General features: G+C 38.1%; 28 protein-coding genes and 1 riboswitch. Of the genes, 14 read left to right on the top strand and 14 right to left on the bottom strand.

Going from position 1 to position 24,443, the window contains the following annotated elements; all coding sequences use genetic code 11:
• Positions 1-144 precede the first annotated feature (144 nt).
• Both SCI76_RS15915 and SCI76_RS15910 read left to right on the top strand, forming a co-directional pair.
• Complete coding sequence (locus SCI76_RS15915) at positions 145-1,731, top strand: AMP-binding protein (protein ID WP_275210658.1); 1,587 nt, start codon at positions 145-147, stop codon at positions 1,729-1,731.
• A gap of 119 nt (positions 1,732-1,850) precedes the next feature.
• Positions 1,851-2,528: an MgtC/SapB family protein gene (locus SCI76_RS15910; protein ID WP_048021865.1), complete on the top strand. Its 678-nt coding sequence runs from the start codon at positions 1,851-1,853 to the stop codon at positions 2,526-2,528.
• A gap of 31 nt (positions 2,529-2,559) precedes the next feature.
• Here the strand turns inward: SCI76_RS15910 and SCI76_RS15905 are convergent, their stop codons facing one another.
• From SCI76_RS15905 to SCI76_RS15875, 7 genes are all read right to left on the bottom strand, one after another.
• Positions 2,560-3,165: an NAD(P)-binding protein gene (locus SCI76_RS15905; protein WP_182028586.1), complete on the bottom strand. Its 606-nt coding sequence runs from the start codon at positions 3,163-3,165 to the stop codon at positions 2,560-2,562.
• Complete coding sequence (locus SCI76_RS15900) at positions 3,146-3,913, bottom strand: sirohydrochlorin chelatase (RefSeq protein ID WP_033580478.1); 768 nt, start codon at positions 3,911-3,913, stop codon at positions 3,146-3,148. The genes SCI76_RS15905 and SCI76_RS15900 overlap by 20 nt, the downstream gene beginning before the upstream one ends.
• A 13-nt stretch (positions 3,914-3,926) precedes the next feature.
• Positions 3,927-4,706: a uroporphyrinogen-III C-methyltransferase gene (cobA, locus tag SCI76_RS15895; RefSeq protein WP_033580477.1), complete on the bottom strand. Its 780-nt coding sequence runs from the start codon at positions 4,704-4,706 to the stop codon at positions 3,927-3,929.
• 91 nt (positions 4,707-4,797) lie between these two features.
• A complete protein-coding gene (cysC, locus tag SCI76_RS15890) occupies positions 4,798-5,397 on the bottom strand; it encodes an adenylyl-sulfate kinase (protein WP_028412601.1) in 600 nt (199 codons plus the stop codon).
• Between the two features lie 12 nt (positions 5,398-5,409).
• Positions 5,410-6,561, bottom strand: a complete 1,152-nt coding sequence (gene sat / locus SCI76_RS15885) for a sulfate adenylyltransferase (protein WP_014457931.1) — start codon at positions 6,559-6,561, stop codon at positions 5,410-5,412.
• Positions 6,562-6,613: 52 nt separating this feature from the next.
• Positions 6,614-7,693, bottom strand: coding sequence for an inorganic phosphate transporter (locus SCI76_RS15880; RefSeq protein WP_080754495.1), 1,080 nt, complete (start codon positions 7,691-7,693; stop codon positions 6,614-6,616).
• A gap of 19 nt (positions 7,694-7,712) precedes the next feature.
• Positions 7,713-8,426 (bottom strand): phosphoadenylyl-sulfate reductase, encoded by a 714-nt coding sequence (locus SCI76_RS15875; protein ID WP_028412604.1) that lies wholly within the window; start codon positions 8,424-8,426, stop codon positions 7,713-7,715.
• A 253-nt stretch (positions 8,427-8,679) separates the two neighbouring features.
• A riboswitch (SAM riboswitch) is annotated at positions 8,680-8,782 on the bottom strand.
• A 313-nt stretch (positions 8,783-9,095) separates the two neighbouring features.
• Here SCI76_RS15875 and cdaS point away from each other — a divergent pair.
• The 3 genes from cdaS to SCI76_RS15860 all read left to right on the top strand — a co-directional run bounded on the left by cdaS (position 9,096) and on the right by SCI76_RS15860 (position 11,059).
• On the top strand, positions 9,096-9,722 hold the full coding sequence (gene cdaS, locus SCI76_RS15870) for a sporulation-specific diadenylate cyclase CdaS (RefSeq protein ID WP_028412605.1): 627 nt from the start codon (positions 9,096-9,098) through the stop codon (positions 9,720-9,722).
• A 97-nt stretch (positions 9,723-9,819) separates the two neighbouring features.
• Positions 9,820-10,203, top strand: a complete 384-nt coding sequence (locus SCI76_RS15865) for a VOC family protein (RefSeq protein ID WP_033580475.1) — start codon at positions 9,820-9,822, stop codon at positions 10,201-10,203.
• Positions 10,204-10,270: 67 nt separating this feature from the next.
• Positions 10,271-11,059, top strand: a complete 789-nt coding sequence (locus SCI76_RS15860) for a potassium channel family protein (RefSeq protein WP_033580474.1) — start codon at positions 10,271-10,273, stop codon at positions 11,057-11,059.
• A 9-nt stretch (positions 11,060-11,068) separates the two neighbouring features.
• Here SCI76_RS15860 and SCI76_RS15855 read toward each other — a convergent pair whose 3' ends face one another.
• The 3 genes from SCI76_RS15855 to SCI76_RS15845 all read right to left on the bottom strand — a co-directional run bounded on the left by SCI76_RS15855 (position 11,069) and on the right by SCI76_RS15845 (position 13,417).
• Entirely contained in the window at positions 11,069-11,473 is a 405-nt protein-coding gene (locus tag SCI76_RS15855) for a YugN-like family protein (protein WP_033580473.1), read from the bottom strand.
• Between the two features lie 100 nt (positions 11,474-11,573).
• Positions 11,574-12,923, bottom strand: coding sequence for a glucose-6-phosphate isomerase (locus SCI76_RS15850; protein WP_013059589.1), 1,350 nt, complete (start codon positions 12,921-12,923; stop codon positions 11,574-11,576).
• Positions 12,924-13,168: 245 nt separating this feature from the next.
• Entirely contained in the window at positions 13,169-13,417 is a 249-nt protein-coding gene (locus tag SCI76_RS15845; RefSeq protein ID WP_231099262.1) for a hypothetical protein, read from the bottom strand.
• Between the two features lie 214 nt (positions 13,418-13,631).
• On the opposite strand from SCI76_RS15845, the gene SCI76_RS15840 reads away from it, so the two are divergent.
• The 7 genes from SCI76_RS15840 to mnhG are packed head-to-tail and all read left to right on the top strand — an operon-like array spanning position 13,632 to position 19,385.
• Positions 13,632-16,037 carry a Na+/H+ antiporter subunit A gene (locus SCI76_RS15840; RefSeq protein WP_063248382.1) on the top strand — a complete coding sequence of 802 codons (2,406 nt, stop codon included), beginning with the start codon at positions 13,632-13,634 and terminating at the stop codon, positions 16,035-16,037.
• Positions 16,034-16,456, top strand: a complete 423-nt coding sequence (locus SCI76_RS15835; RefSeq protein WP_013085301.1) for a Na(+)/H(+) antiporter subunit B — start codon at positions 16,034-16,036, stop codon at positions 16,454-16,456. The genes SCI76_RS15840 and SCI76_RS15835 overlap by 4 nt, the downstream gene beginning before the upstream one ends.
• Entirely contained in the window at positions 16,456-16,797 is a 342-nt protein-coding gene (locus tag SCI76_RS15830; RefSeq protein ID WP_033580470.1) for a Na(+)/H(+) antiporter subunit C, read from the top strand. Before SCI76_RS15835 ends, SCI76_RS15830 begins: the two co-directional genes overlap by 1 nt.
• Complete coding sequence (locus SCI76_RS15825) at positions 16,787-18,271, top strand: Na+/H+ antiporter subunit D (protein ID WP_034264157.1); 1,485 nt, start codon at positions 16,787-16,789, stop codon at positions 18,269-18,271. The genes SCI76_RS15830 and SCI76_RS15825 overlap by 11 nt, the downstream gene beginning before the upstream one ends.
• Positions 18,272-18,277: 6 nt before the next feature.
• Positions 18,278-18,754, top strand: a complete 477-nt coding sequence (locus SCI76_RS15820; RefSeq protein WP_255905948.1) for a Na+/H+ antiporter subunit E — start codon at positions 18,278-18,280, stop codon at positions 18,752-18,754.
• On the top strand, positions 18,755-19,039 hold the full coding sequence (locus tag SCI76_RS15815; protein ID WP_063248384.1) for a Na(+)/H(+) antiporter subunit F1: 285 nt from the start codon (positions 18,755-18,757) through the stop codon (positions 19,037-19,039).
• Entirely contained in the window at positions 19,023-19,385 is a 363-nt protein-coding gene (gene mnhG, locus SCI76_RS15810) for a monovalent cation/H(+) antiporter subunit G (RefSeq protein WP_048021855.1), read from the top strand. The genes SCI76_RS15815 and mnhG overlap by 17 nt, the downstream gene beginning before the upstream one ends.
• A 43-nt stretch (positions 19,386-19,428) precedes the next feature.
• Here mnhG and SCI76_RS15805 read toward each other — a convergent pair whose 3' ends face one another.
• Positions 19,429-20,592 (bottom strand): iron-containing alcohol dehydrogenase, encoded by a 1,164-nt coding sequence (locus SCI76_RS15805; protein WP_013085305.1) that lies wholly within the window; start codon positions 20,590-20,592, stop codon positions 19,429-19,431.
• Positions 20,593-20,812: 220 nt separating this feature from the next.
• Here SCI76_RS15805 and SCI76_RS15800 point away from each other — a divergent pair, with 220 nt between their 5' ends.
• On the top strand, positions 20,813-21,043 hold the full coding sequence (locus SCI76_RS15800; RefSeq protein WP_013059598.1) for a DUF378 domain-containing protein: 231 nt from the start codon (positions 20,813-20,815) through the stop codon (positions 21,041-21,043).
• A 35-nt stretch (positions 21,044-21,078) separates the two neighbouring features.
• Here SCI76_RS15800 and yugI read toward each other — a convergent pair whose 3' ends face one another.
• The 3 genes from yugI to SCI76_RS15785 form a co-directional block, all read right to left on the bottom strand.
• Positions 21,079-21,480, bottom strand: coding sequence for a S1 domain-containing post-transcriptional regulator GSP13 (gene yugI, locus SCI76_RS15795; RefSeq protein ID WP_013059599.1), 402 nt, complete (start codon positions 21,478-21,480; stop codon positions 21,079-21,081).
• 207 nt (positions 21,481-21,687) lie between these two features.
• Entirely contained in the window at positions 21,688-22,848 is a 1,161-nt protein-coding gene (locus tag SCI76_RS15790) for an aminotransferase (protein WP_048021853.1), read from the bottom strand.
• Positions 22,848-23,348: an Lrp/AsnC family transcriptional regulator gene (locus tag SCI76_RS15785; protein WP_013059601.1), complete on the bottom strand. Its 501-nt coding sequence runs from the start codon at positions 23,346-23,348 to the stop codon at positions 22,848-22,850. The genes SCI76_RS15790 and SCI76_RS15785 overlap by 1 nt, the downstream gene beginning before the upstream one ends.
• Before the next feature lie 158 nt (positions 23,349-23,506).
• Between SCI76_RS15785 and SCI76_RS15780 the strand changes: the two genes are divergently transcribed.
• Positions 23,507-24,355 carry an alpha/beta fold hydrolase gene (locus SCI76_RS15780; protein ID WP_048021850.1) on the top strand — a complete coding sequence of 283 codons (849 nt, stop codon included), beginning with the start codon at positions 23,507-23,509 and terminating at the stop codon, positions 24,353-24,355.
• Positions 24,356-24,443: the final 88 nt, after the last annotated feature.

Raw genomic sequence — 24,443 nt, 5'->3', positions numbered from 1 at the left:
CTCAGCTCCCCCCTTCTTCATACGTGCGATGGACAGTGAAGGAATTTGTCGAATGATTTTTTGGAACACTTTCTTTAAATTTGATAAACTACTTTTAGAAAACGCTTTCATATATACTTTAACATTATTCAAGGAGGAAACCAAATGAAACCATTGCTTGAAGTAACGGTTGGAGAACTTTTAAAAGAAAGTACAAAAAAGTTTGGGCATCAAGAAGCGGTTATCTACTCTGAACAAAATATTCGCTATACGTACGCAGAGTTTTATCAAGAAACCTCTCGAGTTGCAAAGGCACTTCTAGCCACCGGTCTCAAAAAAGGCGATCATATCGCTATCTGGGCTACAAATGTGCCGGAATGGTTACTTCTGCAATTCGCAGCAGCTAGAATAGGCACTGTTTTGGTTACCCTTAATACAAGCTACCAATCCTCTGAATTAGAGTATGTATTGAGGCATTCTGATACAGCAGCGCTATTTTTCATTGATGAATTTAAAAGCACTTCTTATACGTCTATTATCACCGGTATTGAACATAATCTTCCCAATCTAAAACATCTTATAAACTTAAGTGAATCAAGCGAACATACTTCTTGGAACGAGTTCTTAATGAGTAGCTCAATGGTATCGGATGAGGTGCTCGATAAGTATGAGCAATCCCTACATATCCATGAAGTTATCAATATGCAATATACTTCCGGAACAACAGGTTTTCCAAAAGGAGTTATGCTAAGTCACCATAATATAGTAAATAACGGCTTTTTAGTTGCTCAGTCTATGAAACTGACTAACGAAGACCGCTTATGCATCCCAGTTCCTTTCTTTCATTGTTTTGGATGTGTACTGGGCGTTCTAGCATGCGTATCCGTAGGTGCTACTATGCTACCGATTATTGAATTTCAGCCTTCCTCTGTTTTACGCACCGTAGAGAAAGAAAAATGTACAGCGCTTCACGGTGTACCAACTATGTTTATTGCGGAATTAAATGCACTTGAGTTTAATCAATATGACTTATCTACTCTTCGCACAGGAATCATGGCTGGTTCTAATTGTCCAGCAGAAGTAATGAAACGAGTCATAAATGACATGGGTATCAGCGAAATTACCATCGCCTATGGTCAAACCGAAACATCTCCTGTAATCACCCAAACAACCCCAACTGATTCTATCGAGCGGCGAGTACAAACGGTTGGCAAAGTACATGATCATGTACAGATTCAAATTATTAATCCAATTACAGGTAAACAAGCTTCTTTTGGAGAACAAGGAGAACTTTGTGCAAAAGGATATTTAACAATGAAAGGATATTACAAAATGCCGGAAGAAACAGAAAAAACAATTGTAGAGGGCTGGCTACATACAGGAGATTTAGCTACCATCGATAAAGATGGCTATGTAAAAATTACAGGACGTCTAAAAGATATGATTATTAGAGGTGGAGAAAACATTTACCCAAGAGAAATTGAAGAGTTTTTATATAGATTACCCGAGGTAGAAGATGTGCAAATTGTCGGTATTCCTGATCCAAAGTATGGAGAACGAGTTGCTGCATGCATTAAACTCAAGCAAGATTCTTTTCTTACCGCTCAAGAAATCAAAGACTTTTGCAAAGGTAAGCTTGCTCATTTCAAAATTCCCGAACATATTTATTTTATAGACGACTTTCCCATGACGGCATCCGGCAAGATTCAAAAATATAAATTAAAAGAAACGATCGTAGCGCTTTATAAATAATCAGATTTTTTCGAATTTCACCTGTCATTATGAAGAAAAGTTTACTATACTGATACATATCTGTTTTTCTTCTTTCATACAGATATAAACAACAATGTCTATTGAAATAGGTGAAAATAATGGAAAATGAAATGTTGCTCAAATTAGGTATTTCTGCTGTACTTGGTCTTATTATTGGAATTGAAAGGGAACTAAAACGAAAGCCTGTTGGTTTAAAAACATCTCTCGTAATTTCCATTATTAGCTGTTTACTCACGATTGTTTCGATTGAGTCTTCTCAAATTTTTAATAAAGGTGATCATGTCACAATGGACCCGCTTCGTCTGGCTGCTCAAATTGTTTCTGGAATTGGTTTTTTAGGAGCGGGTGTTATTTTACGAAAAGAAAATGACAGCATCTCTGGGCTTACAACAGCCGCTATTATCTGGGGGGCAGCAGGTATAGGTATTGCTGTAGGTGCAGGGTTTTATCCCGAAGCTATTACCGGAGTTGTACTGCTCATCATCAGCGTTGAACTTCTCCCTTTCCTTATTACTATTCTAGGGCCTAGGCAACTGCGCGAGAAAGAGCTTATTCTTCAACTTAAGCTGGCTGATAAGCACAATATTTTTGATACAACTAACAGCATTAGAGAAAAGAATATTACAATAAAAAATATTCGAATCAAAGATTTAGACACCAATGAATTATATATACGTATGAAAGTGTCAGTTAATAATCAGCGTCCTACTACAGAAGTGTATTACGAGATTCAAAAAATCAGCGGTATTCGTAGCATTGAAGTTGAAAATGTATAAATAAAAAACGGCCAATTGGCCGTTTTTTTATTTATACATTTTCAATCTGTTGTAAAAATTCCCTCTGTTTTACTAGAGACAGCCGGTATTGATCATCGATAATTTCTGTTAACAACTCATGTTTACGGCTCTTTGACACATTCAATCTGTGGATAAGAACTCGGCATTCGTACAAAAACTGTGTATACTGTGTGTAACTCTCATCATAATTCGAAGATAATTCTTCTTTTATTCGTTTTGTCAACAAAGGACTAGCGCCATCTGTGGATATTGCCAGCGATAATCTCCCTCTAGAAAACTGTGCAGGAATTTGAATATTTCCATCGGAAAAACCGCTGGCCATATTAACCAACTGATCATTTTTAATATGCTGCTTAACGAACTTATTCACAGCTTTATCATTTGTAGCTACAACAATAAAAAAAACATTAAGTAAGTCTTCTTCTCCTACTTTTTTTCTTTTTACACACAGCTGATTCTTAGCTTCCCACTCATTTATTTCAGCTGAAACAGTTGGAGCAACCACTGTAATGGCTGCTCCTTCTTGTAAAAAACCTTTAATTCTACGAGTTGCGATTGTTCCGCCTCCAACTACTAAGACCGAACGATCCTTTAAATCAAGCATAACGGTATACATCGTATTGATTTCCTCTGCTCGATAATAACGTTTTTACTTGATGACTTAAAATGTGTGCAAGTCCATCATGATAACCTAGGTAGTTTGCTAAGATAAACTGCTGGTCATCTGTTGATAACTGCTCCAATTCTTCCTTAATTTCGTTCATTAAAATACCGGTAAACAAAAGGTACGGGAGAACGAATACTTGCTTATACGAAGTTTGTTTAGCAAGGTGCAGGCCTTCTTTTAAATTAGGGGCAGCGGCAGCTAAATAGCATGTGCTCACTTCTTTAAAAGCTCCTTTACCTTTTAGCAGTTGAGCTATTTCGTTAAAATCTTTTTTTACAGCAGGATCACTGCTTCCTCTGCCGACCAGCAATACCATCGAATCTTCATGCTTATCCACATTGGTTTCATTGATTCTCTCTACTAAGATATCAACAATTCGTTCGTCTACGCCGAACGGTTCTCCGTACAGTACTTCTACTTGTGGATAGCGTTCATATACTTTGTGTATTTCTTCAGGTATATCATGTTTTGCATGGGCAGCTGTTAATAACAGCAGCGGCACAATGGCAATACGAGTAGCACCTTGTTCAATACACGCTTCAAATCCTTGTTCAATAGTAGGGTAAGCTAGCTCTAGGAAACAAACTTCTTGAATCGGTACATCTAGATTTTTTTTACATCTTTCAATAAAAGCAACTGCCTGATCAGCGCCTTCTTTTACGCGGCTGCCATGGCAAACATATAAAACTGCATCCATATAATCAACCTCTTTAGTAAGCTTCTTGTGCATACGAATAGTAATGCTGTCCAGTCTTCTCAAACCAATTCAATCGGTCATGAAAATTTACAACTTCACCAACGATAATCATACTGGGATTTTCAATTTGTTCTTCTTTAACAATATCAACAATTGTACCAAGAGTTCCAGTTACAGTGCGCTGGTCCGCACATGTGCCCCAGTGAATCAATGCAATTGGCGTAGCTGAGGTTTTTCCATGTTCCATTAACTGTTGGCAAATGTACGGTAAGTTCCTCACTCCCATATAAATGGCAAGAGTATCTACACCTTTGGCTAGGCTATCCCATTTGATTGCATCATGCTCGCTGTCTTTACGGTGTCCTGCTACAAAAGCAAAGCTTGCGCTGTATTCCCGGTGAGTGACAGGGATTCCTGCATAAGCAGCAGCTGCGATACCTGATGTAATTCCTGGAACAATTTCAAATGAAATGCCCTGTTGCACGAGAGCTTCTGCTTCTTCCCCTCCGCGTCCGAAAACAAATGGATCTCCGCCTTTTAAGCGCGTTACAATTTTCCCCTTTTTAGCGAATTTCACTAAAAAGTTATTGATTGTTTCTTGCTTGAGGGTATGGTAGTTTGGAAGCTTTCCGCAGTAAATAATATCAGCATCACTTTTAGCATACTCCAGCAGGTCCTTATTCACTAAACGATCATATAAGATAACATCTGCTTGCTGAATTGCTTTCAACCCTTTTAATGTAATTAAATCTGGATCTCCTGGTCCTGCACCGACTAGATATACTTTCCCCATGAATGCCTTTCACCCTTCCATCATTTCCACGTCTCCGCAGCGCTCCCAAATTTTAATTTGAATTAGAACAGCGGACAAAGTCCGCTGTCATTTAGATGAATTTTCGGTTAGATAAATATTCAATAACAGTTTGTACACATTCTTCTACAGACTGTGTACTTGTATTAATTGTTACTTCAGGATTAGCAGGTGACTCATAGGGAGAATCAATTCCTGTAAAATCACGGATTTCTCCGCTTCTTGCTTTTTTGTAAAGGCCTTTTGGATCTCTTTTTTCACATTCTTCTAACGGACACTCTACGTATACTTCCAAAAATTCATTCCCCTCTAAGATCTCACGCACTTGAGCGCGATCTTCTTGGAATGGAGAGATAAATGCTGTTAGTACCACTTGACCGCTGTCTACGAACAGCTTAGAAACCTCACCGATACGGCGGATATTTTCTGTACGATCTTCAGCAGAAAACCCTAAATTCTTGTTTAAGCCAAAACGAACATTGTCACCATCTAATACATAATTGCGAATATTTTTATCAAAAAGCGCTTTTGCCACTGCGTTTGCTACGGTAGATTTACCTGAACCCGAAAGGCCCGTAAACCATAATACAAAACTGTGATGATTATTTTGCTCGCGTCTTTCCTGTTTTGTAATTCCAGCATCATGCCACGTAATGTTTGTTGATTTACTCACTTCAACCGCTCCTTATTTTGAAGATACTTTTTGTTTTGCTAATCCCTTAATTAACACTTCAATTACTTCTTTACGGCTGAATGTGCTTGGTGGCACTTCTCCGTTACGAAGCATTTCACGTACCTTGGTACCAGATAGAATCATATGATCTTCCTTGCTGTGAGGGCATGTTTTCGTTGATGCCATCGCTTCACACTTCTTGCAGTAGAAGCTGTGTTCAAAAAATAAAGGTGTAATTCCTAATTCATCTGCCGTAAAGTTACTGAAGATTTTTTGTGCATCATATGTTCCGTAGTAGTCACCAACACCAGCGTGGTCACGGCCTACAATGAAATGCGTGCATCCAAAGTTTTTTCGAACCATTGCATGGAAAATAGCTTCTCTAGGTCCAGCATAGCGCATTGCAGCAGGGAAAACTGCCAAAGCTACACGATCGCTAGGATAATAGTTCTCTAAAAGTACTTCATAACTTTCCATACGGATATCTGCTGGGATATCATCTGACTTTGTTTCTCCTACAAGTGGATTTAAAAACAGGCCGTCTACAATTTCTAATGCTGTTTTTTGAATATACTCATGCGCACGGTGAACAGGGTTACGAGTTTGGAATCCAACAACCGTTTTCCAACCGCGCTCTTCAAATGCTGCTCTTGTTTCAGTTGGATCTAGGTAATACTTTTCAAAACGCGTTTTAGGTGTACGTTCTACAAGTACGATTGGACCTGCTACATATACATTTGGGCGTTCCATCATTTTCTTCACACCAGGGTGGGCAAGTTCTGCTGTGCGGTACACATTTTCCGCTTCTTTTTCTTTATTTGGCGTATATACTTCAGAAACTTCTAAAACACCATATGTCACACCGCTTTGAACTAGTTTTACTTTGTCGCCAATGTTTAATTCTTTAGCCTGCTCTTCTGTTACGGGAAGAGTAATAGGAATACTCCATACAGTTCCATCTGCTAGACGCATATTTTCAACAACTGATTGATAATCTTTTTCTCCTAAAAACCCCGTAATTGGGCTATAAGCACCAATTCCAATTAGTTCTAAATCGCTTAGAGCCATGTTGTCTACTTCAATTTCTTTTGTTAGTGACGTGTAGTCATATGTTGGTTGATATAAATTAATTAATTCTCCACCGTGTGCTTGAATTGTTGTCATTTTGTAAAATCCTCCTTAAGTAATTAACACAATATAATAAAAAGCACTTGAATCACGCAGTCATTTTTTCTTTTTCCGACTGCAGGCTTGCTCTTTTTCTTCTAGTCGTTCTAGCTAAGCTTAGAATACCTCCTGTAGCAATACATCCACTAGCTAGCACCACAAATGAATATAAGTCGCTTTCAAGTACTAATTTCACAAGAACATATGAGATTACGAGTGAAAATACAGGGGATACCACCCAAACCTTTAACATTTGAATGACCACTTCTCGCTGTTCTTTCGTAAATCCCGTTTTCGCTGCGCCTATTCCAATAATAGAAGACGTAGTGACCTGTGTAAGCGGTACTGGCAAACCAAACAGTGAAGCGACTGTAACAAGAGAAGCACCAGTACCCGAGATAATACAGCCTTCTCCTACAGAATAGCGAGTAATTTTTTTTCCGTTTGTTTCAATAACTCGGCCTCCTAGTAAAAGAGCTCCGAGCGCCACCGCCAATCCTCCTGCTATGACACCCGTTGTAGCATCCATTAATCCAGCTCCTACTAGAGGACCGACAGCATTTGCCACATTGTTCATTCCAGCTGAGAAGGCTTCAAAGAATCCCGTTGCAATAACTAAAATCGTTAAAACTCTTTTCCACTTTCCCTCTGCTTCTTTTTTATGCGCTCTGCGCTTTATCACTTTCCCAATCAAAAAAGCAATAACAAATGAAACTAGCGGAACAATAATCCAAAAAGACATGACAATTAAAAGTTTTTCTACATACAGAGATTGATAAGCTACCCCTACTCCAACAACTGAGCCAACTGTTACTTCACTTGTTGATAAAGGGATACCAATCAAATTCGCGAAAAAGAGTGACAGCGTTGCAGCAGCCAGAATGATAATAACTAATTCTACTGACAGCAGTTTTTCAGGTATGATACCTGAACTGATGGTTTTTACCACCTCACCGCCTCCGGTAACAGCTCCGAGCACAATTCCTACAGCACAGATGAACAGGGCCACTCTTCGCTTTTTAATTGCACCGGAGCCGTATGAAACGCCCATAGCAGCTGCTGCACCGCTTGCCCCAATATTCATTGCAAAAAAAAGCGCAATGATAAAGGCAACATATAAAAGCATCATTTATTCAGCTCTTTCGTATTTAAGATTCGTGTAATCCGCACTCCACTTTTTGTGTACCTGCCCATCTTCCTGAACGTAAATCGTCTACATTATAGGCAGGTGCGGTACAGGGCTCACAGCCGATACTTGGGTAGCCTTGATCATGAAGTTTGTTGTATGGCAAATCATGCTTATACACATAACGCCAAATTTCTTTCCATGACCAATGAATTAACGGACAAACTTTCACCTTCTTGAATTTCTCATCTTTATTAAAATAATTCGTGTTGGCACGAGACTCAGACTGCTCACGTCTCAAACCAGAAATCCACGCATCATAAGGAGCAAGGGATTCTCTTAGCGGAATGATTTTTCGAATTTGACAGCATAGGTTAGGCTGACTCTTCCAAAGCTCATCTCCATGTTTTTCAGCTTGTTCTGCAAGAGTTAAATCCGGCTTTTTCATATGAATACGTAAATCAGGGAAGCGTTCTTTAATTGCATCAATCACTTCATATGTTTCTTTAAAATGAACCCCTGTATCTAAAAAGACAATTTCAGCATCTTTTTTCACTTTTGAAATTAAATCAATTAACACGATTCCTTCGATCCCAAAGCTTGACGCATAAATAATTGAATCTCCGTAGGTATCATACGCCCACTGCAATGCTGAAAGGGCTCCTTTTGTTTCATCTTTACTGTCGAACTCTGGAAATGTATCGCTCCAGTTTTCGTACGTATATAAGTCTGCCATTTTCTCCACTCCAATTCTTAGTTATCCGCGTTATCCAATAAAAAAAGACGGTTTTACCCACTAGAATTGGATAAAACCGCCTCTAGTGTGTCTAGTCAGCGAAACTATTTAATTCTTACTTTGCTTCGGCGTGTTCAAAGGTTTGTTTTAAGTCGGGGTTTACAGTCATCGTTGTCCCTCCTCAAAATATCTCTTGCGCTATATCAAAATAAAAAGTCTTCCGTATTGAAAGACTGGGTAGGCAATAATTTTCACCTTATCTTTCAAAATGATACACACTTTGCTGGAATTAGCACCTTGCTAAGCAGGTTGCCGGGGTTCAGCGGGCCAGATCCCTCCACCACTCTTGATAAGCATTTTTTAAAAATTTTAGCATATTTAGAATATTTGTCAACATTAAAAATTATATATCCGATAAGAAAACTATACTTTAAATTCACAGAAATATCTATACTTTTATTTAAAACAACATATGTAAATTTAACCCAAATGTGAACATATCAGTTTATAAAACGCTTTCTTTTTTCCCCGACTTTTTATGTTCTCTTGCTAAATAAAATGCAAAATCTCTCTATAAAATTAATAACGGATTTATGAGCTTTACGGATAATTCACTCACATTAGCACACATTACAGATAACACTGACTGACAGATAGGAGCTATATAAGATGGAGAGACAACCCTTTCAATTAGACGATACAATTAAAAATAATGTGCGAACATATTTACAGCAGATTTCAACTGAAGCCTCTAATTTAATTAAACATTTAGACACGAGTGATCATTGTATTTTATGTGATTTTGAGGAGATGAGAAGGTTATTTCAAGATGTTCAAGCTACGGCCGCCTCTTATTACTTGCGTCATTACTTATCGCCTTATACATTTGAATACGCTGCTCTGTCCCTAGCTATTCATAACCTCTCTGAGAAACGTCACGGCGCTTTAATTGTCATTGAACGGGAACAAAATGTTGATCCTCTTATTCAAAAAGGAATGCCTATTCAAGCTCCTGTCAGCGCTACGCTAGTTGAGACACTGTTCTATCCAGGGACACCCTTACATGACGGAGCCGTCCTAATTAGAAATAATCAGCTTATTTCAGCTGCTAATGTTTTACCTCTCTCGTCTATTATTTCAACGAACAAAAAGTTGGGAACACGTCACCGTGCAGCAATTGGAATGTCGGAAAAATCGGATGCATTAATTTTAGTTGTATCTGAAGAAACAGGTAAAATTTCGTTTGCTCTTGATGGAAGCCTCTACCCTATTCACTCCAGCAAAAATATGATTTAAGAGCCCTTTCCTGATAAGCAGCCCTATCTTGACTTATCTATCCTTTCTCTTTAATATATTTCATAGTTTTTACATACTATAGATACGGGTGATGCATATGGCAATTTTAAAATTTGAACATGTAGGCGTTCAAGTAAAGGATATAGAAGAATCTATTGAGTTCTATACACAAAAAGTGGGGTTGGAGCTCATCGAAACACTACCACATACCGATCCGTCTTTGAAGCTAGCTTTTCTAGGTTTAGAAGGCAATGTAATCGTAGAGTTAATTCAAGGGTATAACTCAAGCTTACCTAGTGAAGGTAAAGTTCATCATTTTGCGCTGGCAGTAGATGGAATTGAAGAGGAGTTTGAGCGTTTAAAATCAGCAGGCGTTTCATTTGTGGAAGAAAACATTGTAACTTTGCCAAATGGAGCAAGATACTTATTTTTCTACGGTCCAGACAAAGAATGGATTGAATATTACGAAGTAAAAAGATAAAGATATCTTATACCTTCAGTGAAAAATGGTCATACTGTGGCTATGACTAATCACTGGAGGTTTTTTTATGATGGAATGGCTATTATTCCGACTTTTTCGTCGTTCTATTTTAGTGCGGCTTCTTTTTATTATCGGCTGCCTTGTTTTACTTTTCGGCATGCTTATACATTTCCTAGAGCCGCAAACGTTTGGGAATGTGTTTGAAGGAATTTGGTGGGTTATTATTACAATCTCTACTATAGGGTACGGTGATTTTGCTCCCACCACTACGATTGGAAGGTTAGCTGCAATTATTTTAGTCCTGGTTGGAACGGGATTTATTACTACTTATTTTGTCACGCTTTCTAAAATTGCTGTTTCCGCTGAGAGCGCTTATTTGGAAGGGAATTTAAAGTTTTATGGAAAAGATCACTTCATCGTTGTGGGGTGGAATGAGCGCGCCAAACTCGTGCTAGAGTCTTATCGCGACGCATTTCATAAAGAAGACATTGTTCTTATCGACGACTCTCTGACTAAAAACCCCATGATCTGTGATCGCGTTCATTTTATTAAAGGAAGTCCCTCTCACTATGAGGTATTAGAACTTGCCAATGCTCGGTGCGCAAAAAAAGTGCTGATTACTGCCGATCAGCATAAGACAGAAGAATATGCAGACATGAATACGATTGTTACGCTAGTCGCTCTGCAAGGATTGAACCCTTCTATTTACAGCATCGTTGAACTGTTAACAAAAAAGCATATTCAAAATGCGCAAAATTTAGGGGTAAATGAAATGATTAAAACAAACGAGTTGATTAGTCAGGTCATGTACGAACATATTTTTGTGAAAAAATTAGAGAGTTTAAGAAAAGAATAATCCTTTCAATTATTGAAGCAGCGCCTCTTCTGCCTCTCTAATTAGCTCTTCTCCTAAGCTGATATACTTTTCTGGAAATGAAGCGTCTGCGTCTTGGGGTTCTGCAAACTGGTTAAATGAAGCACCCACGTTTCCATTGTGAACATTGTCATCTAAGCCAATTTGATACTTATGTGAAAGTAAAAATGGCGTACCAATCTGTACGGTTGTTCCTTTAGAATCCAGTTCTCCATTCGTAGCTGTAAACGGGATGCGTAAAAACTGATAGCCGACTTCATCATTCATCTTATAGTCGAATGAACCATGATCATAATCCCAATTTCCTCCAATGTTATACCCAAGCGGCTTAAGCGTTTTTTCTAATTCATAAAGCTTGAATAATGTGCCGTCTAATCTTGAAGATAATTCAATCATCTTATCCCTCCTCTGTTTTAACATGTCCTTTTTCCAGCTTTTTATCCTTTATCTCAAAAGCAAAAAAGTTCACCTTCTAACAAGAAGGTGAACTTTTTATTTATTTCAAACGCTTTTCTAATTCTGCTTTTTTCTCTTCAAAACCAGGTTTTCCAAGAAGAGCAAACATATTTACTTTGTATGCTTCTACTCCCGGCTGATCAAATGGGTTTACGCCTAATAAATAGCCGCTGATTGCGCATGCTTTTTCGAAGAAATATACAACATATCCAAATGTATACTCATCTAGCGCTGGAATGTTCACAACTAAGTTTGGAACGCCTCCGTCTGTGTGAGCAAGCATTGTACCTTGGAACGCTTTTTTATTTACAAAGTCAACTGTTTCACCAGCTAAGTAATTTAGTCCATCTAAGTCCGCTGCATCTTCTTCAATTGTTAGCTCATGACGAGAATCTTGAACTTGTACAATTGTTTCAAAAATATCACGGCGACCTTCTTGTACATATTGACCTAAAGAATGAAGATCCGTTGAGAAGTTAGCAGATGAAGGGTAAATACCTTTTTGGTCTTTTCCTTCACTTTCACCAAATAACTGTTTCCACCACTCAGCAAAGTACTGAAGAGCTGGCTCATAGTTAATCAGCATTTCAATTGTTTTTCCTTTATTATAAAGAACATTACGAGCTACAGCATATTGATAAGCTGGGTTCTCTTCTAGCTCTGATGATGAAAATGCTTCTTGAGCATCAGCTGCCCCTTTCATCATTTGTTCGATATCAAGACCTGCAGCGGCGATTGGTAATAAGCCAACCGCTGTTAATACAGAATAACGGCCGCCTACATCATCTGGAATAACAAATGTTTCATAGCCTTCTTCGTCCGCTAATGTTTTTAATGCGCCGCGCGCTTTATCTGTTGTTGCATAAATACGCTTGCGTGCTTCTTCTTTGCCGTATTTCTCTTCTAATAATTTACGGAAGATACGGAAAGCAATCGCCGGTTCTGTTGTTGTACCAGATTTTGAAATAACATTAATAGAGAAATCTTTATCTTGTAAAACATCCATTAGGTCTTTCATGTATGTTGAGCTGATGTTGTTACCAGCAAAAATAACTTGCGGAGTTTTACGCTGTTCTTTTGATAATGTGTTATAGAATGAATGCTGAAGCATTTCAATAGCAGCACGAGCACCTAAGTAAGATCCTCCAATACCAATAACAATTAATACATCTGAATCCGATTTAATTTTTTCTGCACTTTTTTGAATGCGTGCAAATTCTTCTTTGTCATACTCCGTAGGAAGGTCTACCCATCCTAAAAAGTCGTTCCCAGCACCTGTTTTTTCATGAATTGAATGGTGAGCTACTTTCACGGCATCACGTAAGTATGTAAGTTCATGTTCACCAAAAAATGATAACGCGTTTGAATAGTCAAAACGAACATGTGTCATAGTCTGTTCCTCCATTAAAATATCTTTATTTTCCACTTTATCGAAACTGTTAGCTGAATTCAAGGGAATCCACTTACAATTTGACACAATCATTATAGTTTGTTGAAACTGCAATCATTGTATGTACCCTTTTATTTAACGATAAATTCAGTTATGAAGTCAACTAATGTTCTTTGATTAAAAAACGTAATTCATGCACGATTACGCAAATAATAAGCAAATAAAAAACGACTAAAGAGTGGTCTTCAATCGTTTTTCATTTGCTTACCGGATGGTGAAATATAGTTCATTTCACCTATCTTTACATATTGTCTCGGTTTATAAGAAGCTTTTAACAGGGAAGAGTCTATTGATATAGAATTTTCAGCTTCGTTTTTAGAAGTGAGTAGCATCCTGTTTTCTTCTTTCATTTCTAAGTGATTATTCAGTACAAATCCGCTCATACATAATGCGCTAAAAATGAGAAAACTGATGGTTATTTGTTTCCTATACATTTCCATCACCTCACTCTTAGAGTGACAATTTCACCTGATTTTTATACGTCTAAAAAAATTTTTTTATGTTTTTTTTATGGATTTTGTGACGAGTTTCTATTTATTTAATAAGGTTTGAAAAATCCGCTGATACTAAGAATTAGCATGGATGCATGCATAATTAAATTATTATATAATCGGTTACAGAATTGAATATCACAAGGAGGTTTGTCTTTTGTCGTGGTTGCACTTGGTGATTTTATCGCCTTTTTTATTAGCCTTTTTTGTCCCGCTTCTGTATAGGAAATTCCAGCGTATTCATACAGGGTGGTTCGTTTTGCCTCTCCCACTTGTGTTGTTCATTTATTTCACACAATATATCAGTGGTGTTTCTAAAGGGGAAACCTACCTACATTCAATGAAATGGATACCTAGTCTGGGCATTAACTTTGATGCTTATGTGGATGGACTCGGTCTTCTATTTTCTCTGTTAATCACTGGAATTGGGACACTTGTTATTTTTTACTCCATTTATTATCTTTCTAAGACAAAAGAAGCGCTGCATTCGTTTTATGTCTATTTGCTTCTTTTTATGGGGTCTATGCTAGGAGTTGTATTATCAGACAACTTAATGAGTCTTTACAGCTTTTGGGAATTAACAAGCCTTTCATCTTTTTTATTGATTGGTTATTGGTACAAACGAGAGAAATCTCAATACGGAGCCTTAAAATCTATGCTCATTACCGTATTCGGAGGACTTTCCCTATTAGCAGGAATTGTACTTTTATATGTCATGACAGGTACTTTCAGCATACGCGAAATTATCTCAAACGTAGATGTGGTTACATCAAGTCATCTATTTATTCCAGCTCTAGTCCTCATTTTATTAGGGGCCTTTACAAAATCTGCTCAGTTTCCTTTTCATATTTGGCTGCCAGATGCAATGGAAGCTCCAACCCCAGTGAGTGCATACCTTCATTCAGCTACAATGGTAAAAGCGGGAATTTATCTTTTAGCAAGACTCAGCCCTGTTTTTGCTATAAGCGCCACTTGGTTTTTTGTTATTTCAACCATAGGACTAATTACACTGTTTTGGGGCTCGTTCTCAGCAGTAAAGCAACAAGACTTGAAAGGGATTTTAGCTTTTTCAACAATTAGTCAGCTTGGGATGATTATGTCACTTATAGGAGTAGGTAGCGCAGCTATTCACTATAATTTTTTAGACGATAATATCTACTTAGTGGCTCTTACTGCAGCAGTTTTCCATTTGATTAACCACGCTACCTTCAAAGGCAGCTTGTTTATGGTAGTAGGCATTGTCGATCATGAAACAGGCACGCGTGACATTAGAAAGTTAGGCGGGTTAATGAGCTTCATGCCTGTCACATTTACCATTGCTATCATTGGGGGATTTTCAATGGCAGGTCTCCCTCCCTTTAACGGATTTTTAAGTAAAGAGATGTTTTTTACAGGCATGGTAAACGTGACAAAAATGGATATGTATAGCATGCAGACGTGGGGAATTTTGCTGCCTATCATCGCTTGGGTGGGAAGTATTTTTACGTTCGTCTATAGTATGATTCTTATCTTTAAAACCTTTACAGGCAAATACCAGCCCGAAAAGTTGGAGAAGAAGCCGCATGAAGCACCAATAGGCATGCTGATTTCACCGGTTATTTTAGCATCACTGGTTGTTATTTTTGGCTTTGCTCCTAATTTATTAGAATCAACTCTTATTGAGCCAACAATGGCCTCTATCGCACCTAGCCTGCTAGAGGCAGGTAAAGAATATCAAGTGCATATTAAATTTTGGCACGGCTTTACGCCAGAATTATTTATGACGCTAGGGGTCATTACATTTGGTATTTTGTTGTTTATGACACTTCAAAAGTGGTCAAAAATTTATACACGATTTCCTTCTTCTTTAACGCTTAACAACGGATATAATTATGGCATTAAAGGGCTGGAAAAAGGCTCAACGCGCATCATGAAAACATTAATGACAGGATTTATTAGAGACTATCTTTTAATCATTTTTACTTTCATAGGCATTTTACTTCTCGTAACGCTCTTTTCTCAGAATGCCTTTGCGATTGATCTAAAAGATACTGCTTCTATCGGCGTTTATGAAGCCATACTAGCAGTTGTAATGGTTGCGGCTACTATTACAACTTTATTGGCAAAATCACGCCTCACAGCCATTATTTCGCTGGGAGTTGTCGGCTATACACTTTCTTTATTTTTCGTATTATTCCGCGCTCCTGACTTAGCTTTGACTCAATTAGTTATTGAGACTGTATCCGTATCACTGTTTTTACTATGTTTCTACTACTTGCCGGAGTTTCGGAAGCGAAAAGTAAGGGTGAAGTTTCAACTGCCAAATTTACTGGTTGCCCTTCTTGTAGGAACGACCGTTACATTGCTTGGCATATCAGCAAACAGTACAAAACTATTTGAATCCATTTCACATTACTTTATTGAAAACAGTTATGAAAAAGCAGGCGGCGAAAACATGGTGAACGTGATTCTTGTTGATTTCCGCGGATTTGATACATTATTTGAAATTACCGTACTTTGTATAGCAGCTCTTGCTATCTATGGCATGATTCGTCTTCGGTTAACAAAGGAGGAAGAAGAGTGAAAAAAAATGATTTGATACTACAAACAACAACGAAAGTAGTCACATTCATTATTATCATTTTTGCCATTCATCTTTTCTTTGCAGGTCATTATACACCTGGAGGAGGGTTTGTTGGGGGACTTACTACCTCAGCTGCCCTTGTATTACTACTGCTGGCTTTCGATATAAAAACCGTATCGAAAGTCATCCCATTTGATTATAAGAAGGTTGCGGCTTCCGGTCTGCTGTTAGCTATTTTAACCGGGCTGGGATCATTTATTTTCAAAGTTCCCTTTCTCACTCACACGTACAGCTACTTTAACCTTCCCCTTCTCGGGAAAACATCTTTAGCTACCGTTGTACTGTTTGATTTAGGCGTATATCTAGTAGTTGTTGGTGTTACGATGACCATTATTCAAACGATTGGAGAGAGTGAATAGTGGAAATATTAATGTCCGTAGTGGCAGGGATTCTATTCACTGCCGCTGTATATCTCATGTTATCCCGCAGTTTACTGCGAATTATTATTGGAACAGGCTTATTAAGCCACGGTGTTCACCTGTTGATTTTAACGATGGGCGGATTAAAAGGGGGGAGTGTTCCCCTTCTGGGAGAAAAGGCTTCTTCTTATACAGATCCTTTACCTCAAGCCCTCATTTTAACTGCCATTGTCATAAGCTTTGGCGTCACTTCTTTTTTCCTTGTACTAGCTTACAGGGCTTATCAAGAACTCGGAACAGACGATATGGACAAGTTAAGGGGAAATGAACATGACGAGTAATTTTGTAATCATCCCACTGCTTATCCCGTTTGTTGTAGGTGTTGTGCTCATTTTTTTCAAAGACAATATTAAACTTCAAAGGATAATCAGTGTTTTATCATTAATCACCACCACTGCTTTTGCTGCATATTTGGTACAGTTGGTTCAATCAAAAGGTGTTTTAACTCACGAGCTTGGGAACTGGAAACCTCCTTTTGGAATTATTCTAGTAGCGGACATGTTCGCTTCCCTTCTCGTACTTACTGCTAGTATCGTAACACTATGCTGCGTTCTTTTTGCTTTTCATACAATTGGCGAAAAACGTGAACGCTTTTACTTTTATTCGTTTGTACAGTTTTTATTAGTAGGCGTATTTGGCGCTTTCTTGACAGGTGATATCTTTAACTTATTTGTCTTTTTTGAAGTCATGCTTATGTCTTCGTACGCTCTTATTGTAATTGGCGGTACAAAAGCACAGCTTCGAGAGTCTCTTAAGTATATTTTAGTCAATGTCATTTCATCTGCTTTGTTTGTAATTGCTGTTGCTTATTTGTACGCCGTAACAGGAACTCTCAACATGGCAGACCTTTCGCAGCGAATTGCAGAGGCTAATCAGCCGGGAATTTTAACAACCATTGGCATGCTTTTATTTATTGTATTTGCATTAAAAGCAGCTTTATTCCCAATGTATTTTTGGCTTCCAGGTTCGTACAGTGCGCCTCCACCCGTTATCATCGGGTTGTTTGGTGCATTGCTCACAAAAGTAGGCGTTTATTCGATTTTCAGGACTTTCACTTTACTGTTTTACCATCATCCTGAATTCACTCATCAAATTATCGGCTACGTTGCGCTTTTGACTATCGTTGTTGGTGCAGTAGGCGCCATTGCTTATTCGGATGTGAATAAAATTTTAATTTATAATATTATTATTGCTGTCGGAGTCATTGTCTACGGTGTAACTTTAACAACAAAAGCAGGTTTTGAAGGAGCCATTTATTATTTAATTCACGACATGATTATTAAAGCAGCTCTCTTCCTTCTTGCTGGAAGCATCATTCGAATAACTGGAACAACAAAATTAAAGAAAATGGGTGGGTTAATTAAAGACTATCCGCTGCTTGGCTGGATGTTTTTTATCGCTACTATTTCGTTGGCAGGAATTCCTCCCCTAAGCGGCTTTATTGGAAAATTCCTTTTAGTTCAAGGCGGTTTAGAATCAGAGAGCTACACGTTTGTAGGAGTTTTACTCGTTTCAAGCCTGCTCGTTTTATATTCTGCCATTAAGATTTTCATGAGCTGCTTCTGGGGTGAACCTACGCTTTCTTCTGAGCATGAAAAAGTATCCCTTAAAGGTATTCTATACCCATCCGCTATCTTACTTGCTGTTTCTGTCTTTTTAGGACTAGGTGCAGAAGCTGTTATTCCTTATGTGTCGACAGCCGCTCAAACGCTTATGGATCCTTCAATTTATATCCAATCGGTGTTAAAGGAGTAGATCTGCATGTCATTTCAACTATTATTAAACGTAATCATTGCATTCACATGGATGTTTTTGAGAGGGATTTGGACACTACCTTCCTTTATTATAGGATTTTTCTGGGGAGCGGTACTGCTGTTTGTTTTCCGCCGTTTTTTTCACAGACGTTTTTACCTGCATAAAGTATATGCGATCATTAAGCTGCTGTTTATTTTCATACGAGAATTATTCAAAGCCAATATTGCAGTGACGAAAGACGTATTGCGCCCTCAATTAAATATTCAGCCAGCCATCTTTGCAATGCCAACCTGTCTGGAGAGTGAATGGGAAATTACCATTCTTTCTCTTTTAATTACGCTAACGCCAGGCACACTGGTAATGGATGTATCAGATGATAATTCTACTATCTATATTCATGCAATCAATACCGACGATATTGATGACATTATTACAGATATTCAGCAAACATTCGAAAAAGCTATTATGGAGGTGAGTCGTTAAATGCTCGATATTTTTCTAAACGTTTCGCTCGTTCTCATTTCTGCTTCAACTATTGGGTTTGTTTACCGAGTGGTAAAAGGTCCGTCAACTGCTGACCGAGCAATGGCCCTTGATGCTATTGGAATTAACATCATTGCTATCACGGCCATCATCTCGATTATTTTTCGAACTCAGGCTTTTTTCGAAGTCATTTTACTGCTAGGCATCATAGCCTTTGTAGGTACCGTTGCTTTTTCTAAGTTTTTAGAGAAAGGAGAAGTGATTGAATATGAACGTGATCAGTGAAATCATTGTAGGAGCTTTGGTACTCATAGGGTCTCTTCTGACAGTTGTGACCATGATTGGGCTTATTCGTTTGCCTGATACGTACACAAGAAGTCATGCTGCCTCCAAAAGTGCTACCTTAGGCGTTCTGTTTATATTAGTGGGCTGCTTACTCTACTTTTGGATTGACACTGGCCATATTAGTGCACGGTTAATTTTAGCGATTGCCTTTGTGTTTATCACCTCTCCTATTGCTGGGCATTTACTAGGAAGAGCAGCTTATTACAGCGGAGTTCCTCTTTCTGATAAAACCGTTCGGGATGATTTGAAAACCAAACAGCAGAAAAAGCTTACCCATCATGAATAAAAAAAACGCCGTGCGGTTTGCACGGCGTTTTTTATCGAGAATCTTATAAAGAAGCGCGTAGGATTGCTAGTACATCTTCTTTGTTTAATTTTTTAAATTTACCAAATTCACCTTTGGCCATTGCACGATCAGCCATAAGATCTAATTTGTCTTCGCCAATATCATAATCAGCTAAGCGAGTTGGTGCACCTAGGCTTGACCAGAATTCACGAAGCTTATCCACACCTTCAAGTGCTACTTCTTTATCTGTCTTACCTTCCGTATCTACGTTAAATACGCGTACAGCTACTTGCTTGAAGCGATCTACGTTCTCATCCATTACGTGTTTCATCCAGTTCGGGAATAAAATTGCGAGTCCACCCGCATGTGGAATATCATATACAGCTGATACCGCATGCTCAATATTATGAGTAGCCCAATCGCCTTGGTGTCCCATTTGTAACATACCGTTTAATGCGATGGTACCATTATATAAAATCGTTTCACGTAACTCGTAGTTTTCTAAGTCGTTTAATAATTTTGGTCCCGTTTCAATAACCGTTTGTAGCACACCTTCACACATGCGATCTTGAAGCGGCGTATTTGTTGCAGCATGGAAATATTGTTCAAATACGTGGCTCATCATGTCAACCATGCCATAAACTGTTTGATTTTTTGGTACAGTAAATGTATTAACCGGATCTAAAATAGAGAATTGAGGGAATGTTGCCGGACTGCCCCAGCCGTATTTTTCTTGTGTTTCCCAATTTGTAATAACAGAACCAGCATTCATTTCTGAACCTGTTGCTGCTAATGTTAGCACTGTTCCAAATGGAAGAGCTTCAGCTGCGAATACGTCGCGGTTAATGATGTCCCATACGTCGCCATCATATTTTGCGCCAGCTGCGATTGCTTTTGTACAATCGATTACGCTTCCTCCACCTACTGCAAGTAAAAATTCAATACCGTTTTCTTTACAAATATCGATTCCTTTGCGAACAGTTGTCAGACGAGGATTCGGTTCTACTCCCGCTAACTCATGTACTTCTGCATTCATGTCATTCAGTACATCCATTACTTGATCGTATAAACCGCTGCGTTTTACACTTCCTCCGCCGTATACTAATAATATCTTTTTACCAAAGCGACTTGCTTCTGTTTTTAATTGCTCTAATTGACCTTTACCAAAAATTAATTTTGTAGGATTATAAAATGTAAAATTGTTCACTATAAACTCCTCCTTACGAGCTTGATTACATGCATCATTATGAAGAACAACTTTTTGATTGTAAAGAAAATTGACTTCCTAAAGATTATTCCCTGTTGGCTAGATGCTCACCCCATCCAAATGAACGTTTATTTGTCTGTATCTTCCAAAAGCAAATATGCATATTTCCCTCTAAAAAAAGCAGGCTAATAAGTGAACTACAAAACAAGGAGGGTTCATCATGAGTGGTATTCAACGTATTGCGCTCGTATTAACGATTATTGGAGCAATTAACTGGGGACTTATTGGCTTTTTTCAATTTGATTTAGTAGCAGCAATCTTCGGCGGTCAAACATCTGCTTTCTCCCGCATTATTTATGGATTGGTTGGAATCGCAGGACTGATTAACCTAGGTCTATTATTTAAACCTTCTGCTGAAGTAGAGCGTACAGAACCTAGAACGGAACATTAAAAAAAGAAGGATAGCTAAGCTATCCTTCTTTTTTCTTATTTCTTAATTAGATCTTCGCGGTTTGATTGCTCAATCCACTCTTCTAATTTTTCTTTTAATGTGTTGAATCCTTGAGTAGATTCAGTATGAACTGTTGCTTGACCTTGACGCTTTTTAGCAGGTTTTTTAGGTGCAGAAGCTTCAGTTTTTTCTGGAGCTGGCTCAGTTGCACGAATAGATAAACCAATTTTACCAGTTGACTCATCAACAGATAAAACTTTAACGTTTACTTCGTCTCCTACTGATAAATGTTCGTTAATATCTTTAACGAAGCCATGTTTTACTTCTGAGATATGAACTAATCCTTGAGTTTCTTCATTTAATGCAACGAATGCACCGTATGGTTGAATTCCTGTTACTTTACCTTTTGTAACAGTACCGATTTCAAATTTTGACATATAAACACTCCTAGATACCTTATTATTTTCACCATTATAGCCAATTTAAAATTATAGCACAGTTCATAGATTGAATCAAAAAGTAGTTATACTATATTTATTATTTACCAATTTCGTCACAAATATAAACTAACACTACATTTCATCATAGCAAAAAAGATATTATATCAAACCGTCTATACGATATGACATAATATCTTATTTTTATTATAACTTATTTTCAACAAAACGGCTAATCCGTTTTATGGATTCTTCTAATGATTCCATTGAAGAGGCGTATGAACAGCGAATATGTCCCTCTCCGCCTTTTCCAAATACATTGCCTGGCACGACGGCTACTCGTTCTTCAAGCAAAAGCTGCTCAGCGAATTCTTCCGATGACAATCCCGTTTTCGTGATAGACGGGAATACATAAAACGCTCCTCCGGGAGAATGGCATTCCAGACCAATTTGATTTAATGACTTCACCATATAGTTCCGTCTTCTGCGATAGCTTTTTCTCATCTCTTCTACGTCATGCTGCCCGTTTTGTAGTGCTTCAATTGCTCCATACTGGGCCATGGTAGGCGCGCACATCATTGTATACTGATGAATTTTCAGCATTGCTTTAGCAATCTCAGTTGGTGCACATATGTACCCAAGACGCCATCCAGTCATAGCAAACCCTTTAGAAAAGCCTGAAATAATAATAGTTCGTTCTTTCATTCCTTCTAAAGAAGCAATAGATGTAAATTCTTCATCATATGTTAATTCTGCATATATTTCATCCGTGATAACAAGCAAGTCATGCTTGATTACAATATCCGCAATAGCCTGCAACTCTTCTTTAGATAGCGAACTTCCTGTTGGATTATTAGGAGAACATAAAAGAAGGGCTTTCGTGTTACTTGTAATGACTTCTTCAATCTGTCTAGGCTGTAGTTTAAACTCTGTTTCCGCCGTTGTTTCAATTGCCACAGGAACTCCTCCTGCTAGCGAAATTAACGGGCTGTAAGACACAAAGTTTGGCTCCACGACAATAATCTCATCTTCAGGGTTAATCAAAGCTCGCATTGTAATGTCTAAAGCCTGACTTCCTCCAACGGTCACAATAATATCATCTTTATAATCATACGAGACGTTAAAATTTCTTTTCATATACTTCATAATTTCAAAGCGGAGCTCTAAAAGCCCCGCATTTGCTGTATAAGAGGTATATCCTCTTTCCAACGATAAAATACTCGCTTCTCGAACAGCCCAAGATGTGACAAAATCAGGTTCACCTACTCCAAGAGAGATGACGTTATCCATACTTGCTGCTAAATCAAAAAAGCGGCGAATACCTGAAGGTTTCAGCTGTTGTACAGTTGTTGACAAGCGCTCTTTCATTACGGAGACACCACGATTCTGCGATCTTCATCGCCTTGGTCGTAGATGGTACCATCGTGCTTGTATTTTTTCATAATAAAGTGAGTCGTTGTAGATAAAACAGAGTCTAGCGTAGAAAGCTTTTCAGAAACGAAAAATGCTACTTCAGACATTGATTTTTCTTCAATAATAACAGACAAATCATATGCTCCTGACATTAGGTACACGGATTTTACTTCTTGAAAACGATAGATGCGCTCCGCAATCTCGTCAAAGCCTACTCCTCGCTTTGGTGCAACTTTTACATCTATCATAGCTGTGACGCCCTCATGTCCATCTACTCGTCTCCAGTTAATATCAGCTGAATATTGCACAATTACTTTTTCTCTCTCTAGCTTTTTAACAATATTAGAGGTTTCTTCAAACGTTAAATCCACCATTTTTGAAATACTATCTATTGAAATACGGCTATTTTTTTCTAGAATTTCTAAAATTTCTAACTCTTTTTCTTCTAAGAACACCGCGTTCCCCTCCTACACCGATTAAATTTTTTCACTTTTTCCATTATATCAAATTTAAACACATCTTTAATGTGAAATCTATACCGGTAATTGAGTTTCATTTTATAGATTGCTGGAAATTAGGACAGACTAGAAAGAAAAAGATGGAGTGAAACAAATTGACTGACTCTAAAATTACTTGCCATCAGCGTACTTTTAATGGCGTCAATGTTTACTACGAATGCCATAACTATCACCCTGATAAACCAGCTATTGTATTTATTCACGGCTTTTTATCATCCAGTTTTAGCTTTCGGCGTTTAATTCCTTTATTTGAAGATACGTTTTCTATCATTACGCTGGACCTTCCGCCATTTGGGCGAAGTGAAAAATCGTTAACCTTTCAATACTCGTATAAAAACTTAGCCAAAATTGTCATCGAGTTGATTGAATACTTAAAATTGAAAGATGTTGTACTATCGGGACACTCAATGGGAGGACAGGTTTGTTTAAACGTAGCAAAATTAAAGCCTTCTTGTGTATCAAAACTCGTTCTTCTGTGCAGCTCAGCTTATTTAGGCCCTTCACATTATGGGTTGGTCATGTCTTCTTATGTTCCCTTCTTTTATCTGTGGGTAAAAACGTGGCTGTCTCGCAAAGGTGTATTAGGTAACTTGCAAAATGTCGTATTTGATCATCAGTTAATCGACGAAGAAATGATTGATGGCTATACTGAACCCTTTTTGGATGACCGTACGTTTATGGCTTTAACAAGAATGATTCGTGATCGAGAAGGAGACCTCTCCTCAAAGGATTTGCAGCACATAAAAAAACCAAGTTTACTCATTTGGGGAGAAGAAGACCGAGTTGTCCCTTTACATCTCGGACGTAAATTAAAAGATGATTTGACAGACTCTACCTTTATCTCGTTAAAGGAAATTGGACATCTTTTACCAGAAGAGTGTCCCGACATTGTGCAGTCTCATATGGTCGATTTCTTGTACGGTGAAAAAGCCCTGTCTCAATAATGACGGAGCGAGTTCATATATTTCACACGAGGCGCTAACTTTAATAAAAAATTTATTAGTGGTGCTTCAGCCAATTTTCCCACTTTCT

The sequence above is a fragment of the Priestia sp. HNGD-A6 genome (assembly GCF_045784335.1).
Lineage (GTDB): Bacteria > Bacillota > Bacilli > Bacillales > Bacillaceae_H > Priestia > Priestia zanthoxyli.
This window is presented reverse-complemented; position numbering and strand designations above follow the sequence as displayed.